Here is a 5969-nt window from a genome sequence, read left to right on the forward strand (position 1 = left end):
ATCGACCACGTCGCCCACCCCGACGCCCGAGCCGGCCTGACGGAGGCGGCCGGGTCGCTGGGACTGCTCGCCGTCCGCGCATCGTCGACCGTCTGATCCGGGACCGTCTGATCCGGGACCGTCTGATTCGATGACCGTCTGATTCGGTAAGCTGACCAGAAAGCCGAGGAACGCACGACAAGTCACTGGCGGTCCGCTGCCAGGAGCGGCTTTGCGTCAAAAAGCGCGAGAGTGACCCGGGCATTAAAGGCGCGAACACGGCATCCATGGCGGCCATGGCTGCCGTCGTCAAACAGCATGGCTGGAATAAGCCGCCCCCAACGGTCAGTTCTGTCGTTCCTGTGGCGAGAATCGGCCGAGCCCGGCCCCAAGACGCGACACGCAAGTTTTTCAATCGCCGGTGATGCCCAGGCCGGCCGCTAGCCTCGCCATGGCGGAAAGGGAGGGATGGGTCCACAGTCCGCGGGCAACGGGGTCGTTCATCTTCGGGAGAAAAATGTGGGACAGACACGCGACGGGACTATCTCGTTGGCTACGGCTGCGAATACTCTCACGTCGGCGCCTGACGCCGACTCAACCGAATCTCCCGACATTGGCGACGCAGGACGGGTTCTGATCGTAGTTCAGAACCTGCCGATTCTGATCGACCATCGGACGTGGCAGGAATGCCAGGCGCTTCGCAACCAGGGCTACCAGGTCGCCGTAATATGCCCACGGGGCCCGGGGCAGCGGCGTCACCAGATCGTCGACGGTGTCAGCATCTGGACCTATCGCGGCGCACCCCGGACCCAGGGTGTACTCAGTTACGTTTTCGAGTTCGGCTACTGCTGGGTGCGAACCGCTGTCCTGTCCGTCGCCGTGGCCCGCCGGCACGGATTCGACGTGATCCAGGCGTGTAACCCGCCGGACACGTACTGGGCGCTCGCGCTGTTCTACAAGCCGTTCGGCAAGAAGTTCGTCTTCGACCATCATGATCTCTGCCCGGAACTCTATCGCTCACGGTTCGGCAAGGACGGGGGGCTGTTGCTCCGCGCGCTGCTGCTGCTTGAACGGATGAACCAGCTGGTCGCCGACCACGTGATCGTGACCAACGAATCGTACCGGCGGCTGGCCCTGACCAGGGGGCGGCTGCCATCGGAACGGGTGACCGTCGTCCGAAACGGACCGGACCCCGAACTGATGAAGCCTGCCGCGGAGCGTCCCGAGTTGCGGCGCGGCCGGCAGCACCTTGCCTGTTATCTGGGAATAATGGGCCCGCAGGACGGTGTCGACCGACTCCTCGATGCCATACATCACTATGTCCACGTTCTCGGGCGCACCGACTGCGCCTTCGCCCTGCTGGGATTTGGTGACTGTCTGGACGATCTGCGGAAACAGTCGAGCCGGCTCGGTCTCGACGACTGGGTCGAGTTCACCGGGCGGGCGGACGACCAGATGATCCGGGACTATCTGTCCACCGCCACGGTCGGATTGTCGCCGGACCCGCGGAGCCCGCTGAACGAGGTGTCCACCATGTCCAAGACGCTCGAATACATGGCCTATGCGCTGCCGGTGGTGGCCTACGACCTGACCGAGACCCGGGTGAGCGCCGAGGACGCCGCCGTCTACGTACCCTCCGACACGGTGGCGGACTTCGCCCGGACCCTCGCCGAACTGCTGACGGACCCGGACCGACGCCGGACTCTTGGCGCCCGGGGCCGGGAGCGCATTGTGAACGAATTGTCCTGGCGGTATTCGGAGCCCCGCTACGTCGGGGTCCACGACCGGCTACGTGGTCGCCAGGCCAGCTACCCCAGTATCCCGGTCCCTCGCCAGGGCGGCTTGACCCGCGTGGGCGGCTCGGCAGCGCCGGTTCACACGACCGGGTCCCGGGAACGAGCGGAACGATGAAGGTCGGTATTCTTGCTGGCGGTCTGGGAAGCCGGTTGGCGGAGGAGACGGTCATCAAACCCAAACCGATGATCGAGATCGGGAATCGGCCGATAATCTGGCACATCATGAAGTACTACGCCCATTTCCAGTTCGCCGATTTTACGATCGCACTGGGGTATAAAGGAGAATATATAAAACGCTGGCTGGTGGACTACGCGGCGCTGACCAGTGATCTCACGGTGTCGCTCCGGAATGGCGATGTGGAACGGCACGGGGGCACCTCGGAGGATTGGCGTGTAAATCTGGTCGACACCGGTCAGAATACCGCCACCGGCGGTCGTATCAGGCGACTCGCGCCCTGGCTCGGTGGCACGGGGACGTTCATGTTGACTTGGGGGGACGGCGTAGCGGACATCGATCTCAACACGTTGCTCGACTTCCACCGCTCGCATGGCAGGATCGCCACGCTGACCGCCGTGCGGCCACCCGCCCGGTTCGGGCACCTCGAGCTGGCCGGGGACCAGATCGTGGAGTTCTCGGAGAAACCACAGGCCGGTGAGGGCTGGATCAACGGTGCCTTCTTCGTCCTAGAACCGCAGGTTTTCGACTACATTGCCGGCGACGACACCCAGTTCGAGAAGGAGCCCCTTGAGCGGCTCGCCAAGGACGGTCAGCTCATGGCATATCGGCATGGCGGCTTCTGGCAGTGTATGGACACGGTACGCGACCGCAAACTCCTGCAGTCGCTGTGGGATGGCGGCTGTGCGCCCTGGAAGGTATGGGACTGAGCTCGATGCGTATTCTGGTCACCGGACACGACGGATATATAGGAACCCGTCTCGTCCCGCTCTTCCGGGCCGCCGGGCACGATGTGGTGGGTCTGGACAGCGGACTGTTCTCTGGGTGTACCCTCGGACTCGATCCGGACTTCGTGCCGGCGTTGAAACTTGATATTCGGGACGTCCGGCCGTCCCATCTGGAGGGTTACGACGCGGTGGTCCATCTGGCGGGCATATCCAATGATCCGCTGGGTGATCTGAACCCAGCCGTGACCTATGACATCAACGCCCGGGGGACGTTGCTGGTCGGGCGCGCCGCCAAGGCCGCGGGCGTACCGCGTTTCGTCTTCTCGTCCTCGTGCAGCCTCTATGGCGCGCACGGAGACGCGCCCATCGACGAGTCGGCCGAGTTTCATCCGGTGACCCCCTACGGCGAGTCAAAAGTGATCGCCGAACGGGAGCTCGCCGAGCTTGCCGACGACGATTTCAGCCCGGTCTTCCTGCGCAACGCCACGGCGTACGGCGTCTCACCCCGACTGCGTGGTGACCTCGTGGTGAACAATCTCACCGGCTACGCGGTGACGACCGGCGAGGTTTACCTCAAGAGCGACGGGACGCCGTGGCGGCCGCTGGTACACATCGAGGACATCGCCCGGGCGATGCTCGCCGTGTGCGAGGCGCCCCGCGAGAAGATCCACCTCAAGGCCTACAACGTCGGCCGGTCGGCGGAGAACTATCGGATACGCGACGTGGCCGCGATCGTCGAGGAGGTCGTGCCGGGCGGCCGGGTGGTCTTCGCGGATACGGCCGGGCCGGACAAGCGGAACTACCGGGTGGACTGCGACCGTATCGCCGAGGAGATACCGGGATTCCGGCCGGTGTGGACCGTCCGCAAGGGGGTCGAGGAGCTCTACCTGGCCTACGTCGCCGCCTGGCTGACCAAGGAGGACCTGATCGGCTCCCGCTTCCAGCGGATCCGGCGCATCCAGCAACTCATGGCGGACGGTCTGCTCGACGCCACCCTGCGGTCGGCCGCACCGATGCGGGTGCTATGAGCGTGCTCGGCTGCCACTCCCGCGGCTCGACGTACCCTGCCGTACCCGCGGTACCCGCCGTACCCGCGGCGGGGCGGCCGGTTCATCCTTCCCGTTCCGACACCGAGGGTCGTACCATGACTGACCAGTCCAGCGCCTGCCCTGCCTGCGGCGGTTCCCGTCTCACCTCCTTCTATACAAAGGACGACGTCCCGTCGCACAGTTGTCTGCTGCTGGCCGGCGAGGACGAGGCCCGGGCGTTCCCGAGGGGTAACCTGCGGATCGCCTTCTGCGAGGGCTGCGGCTTCATCATGAACACGGCCTTCGATCCGGCCAAGAATCAGTATTCCGCCCGTTATGAGGAGACGCAGGCATTCTCCACCCGCTTTCAGGAGTTCGCGCGGGACCTTGCCAAGCGCTGGACCGACAAGTACGACCTGTACGGGAAGACGGTCCTGGAGATCGGGTGCGGCAAGGGTGAGTTTCTCGTCCACATGGTCGAGCAGGGTGCCGGCGCCGGCATCGGGATCGACCCGGGTGTCCGGCCCGAGCGCATCACCAGCCCGGTTGCCGGCCGGCTGACCTGGATCACGGACCTCTACTCCGAGCGGTATGCGCACCTGACCGCCGACGCCGTCGTGTGCCGGCACACCCTGGAGCACATCGCGCCGGTCGGCGACTTCATGCGAATGATCCGGGCCGCGATCGGTGACCGGACCGATATCCCGGTCCTCTTTGAGCTGCCAGACGTCCTGCGGGTGCTGCAGGAGGCGGCGTTCTGGGATGTGTACTACGAGCACTGCTCCTATTTCAGCGCCGGTTCGCTGGCGAGGTTGTTCCGAGCTACCGGGTTCGAGGTGCTCGACGTCTCCCTCGACTATGACGACCAGTACCTGCTGATCGAGGCGCGGCCGTCCACCGTTCCGGCGGCCGGTGACCCGCTGCCGATCGAGGACGACCTGGCCACCCTGCGCGTCGGGGTACGGCATTTCCAGCGTGAGGTGGCCACGACGCTGAACCGGTGGAGCGAGATGCTGCGGCACGGGCAGCAGCGCGGCGAAAAGGCGGCGATCTGGGGTTCGGGCTCCAAAGGTGTGTCGTTTCTGGCGACCCTCGGCCCGGCCGCCGGCCTGGTCCGCTACGCCGTCGACATCAACCCGCACAAACACGGCATGTTCATGGCGGGCAGCGGCCACCGCATCGTCCCGTCCGAGTGGCTGCGGGAAGACAGGCCGGACCTTCTGATCATCATGAATCCGATCTATCGTGACGAGATCGCGGGGGAGTTGACCCGGCTGGGTGTCGACACCGAGCTGAGGGCCGTCTGAGTGAGCAATGTCTGTCTGGTGAACAACGTCTGTCCGGTGACCAATGTCTGTCCGGCGTGCCAGGGCACCGCGCTCGAAGACCTGGTACGTGTTGAGCGTTCGCCGGTGATGACCGGCGTGCTGTGGCCGTCGCGGGAGGCCGCTATGGCCGCGCAGCGCCGTGCTCTGGAGCTGTCGCTGTGTGCCGAGTGCGGCACCGTGGTCAATGTCGCGTTCGAGGCCGGGCTCGTCGAGTACGGCGGCGAGTATGACAACTCGCTGCACTTCTCGCCCGCCTTCCGGGCGTACGCCGAGGCGTTGGCGGACCGTCTGATCGTCCGGCACAACCTGGTGGGGCGGGAGATTGTCGAGATCGGGTCGGGCAAGGGGGACTTCCTGCGCCTGTTGTGCGCCCGGGGACTGTGTGCCGGAACCGGGTACGACCCGACCTACATCGGCCCCGAACGTGCCGACAACGCCGCGGTGACCTTTGTGGTCGACCTGTACGGTCCGCGCTATTCCCATCTCCCGGCAGATCTTGTCGTCTGCCGGCACGTCCTTGAGCACGTGTCCGATCCACTGGGCTTCCTGACCGATATCCGCAATGCGCTGGGCGGCCGGGACGCATCGCTGTATCTCGAGGTGCCCAACGGCGGCTTCGTCCTCGGCGAGGCGGGGGTGTGGGACTTCATCTACCCGCACGTGTCGTACTTCTCGCCGGCCGGACTCCGGCGGGTGGTGAGCGCGGCCGGGTTCACCGTCACCGACGCCGGGACGTCCTACGGTGACCAGTTCCTCTGGATCGAGGCCAGGACGGCGCCGCCGGCCCGTCCGCCCGGTCGGATCGGACCGGCCGCCGGCGAGGACGTGGTGGCGACGGACCGGTTCGTGGTCCAGGCCAGAAAGTTCGGTGACGTCTACCGGGAGGTTGTCGGGCGTTGGTCCGCGCATCTCGCCGACCTGGCGACGGCCGCCGA

5 protein-coding genes are annotated in these 5969 nt (G+C 65.7%); all 5 read left to right on the forward strand.

From position 1 onward, the window contains the following. Positions 1-528: 528 nt before the first annotated feature. Positions 529-1890 carry a glycosyltransferase family 4 protein gene (locus tag AC08OP_RS19310; protein ID WP_476615471.1) on the forward strand — a complete coding sequence of 454 codons (1362 nt, stop codon included), beginning with the start codon at positions 529-531 and terminating at the stop codon, positions 1888-1890. Further along, the gene (rfbF, locus tag AC08OP_RS19315; protein ID WP_476615472.1) at positions 1887-2660 is read left to right on the forward strand and encodes a glucose-1-phosphate cytidylyltransferase; all 774 of its coding nucleotides are present in this window, start codon (positions 1887-1889) and stop codon (positions 2658-2660) included. Before AC08OP_RS19310 ends, rfbF begins: the two co-directional genes overlap by 4 nt. Positions 2661-2665: 5 nt before the next feature. Further along, complete coding sequence (locus AC08OP_RS19320) at positions 2666-3706, forward strand: NAD-dependent epimerase/dehydratase family protein (RefSeq protein WP_462186774.1); 1041 nt, start codon at positions 2666-2668, stop codon at positions 3704-3706. A gap of 116 nt (positions 3707-3822) precedes the next feature. After that, the gene (locus AC08OP_RS19325; RefSeq protein ID WP_476615473.1) at positions 3823-5013 is read left to right on the forward strand and encodes a class I SAM-dependent methyltransferase; all 1191 of its coding nucleotides are present in this window, start codon (positions 3823-3825) and stop codon (positions 5011-5013) included. Then, the coding region (locus tag AC08OP_RS19330; RefSeq protein ID WP_476615474.1) for a class I SAM-dependent methyltransferase at positions 5014-5969 on the forward strand (956 nt) is incomplete at its 3' end.

It is taken from the genome of Frankia sp. CeRuru1, from assembly GCF_977966315.1.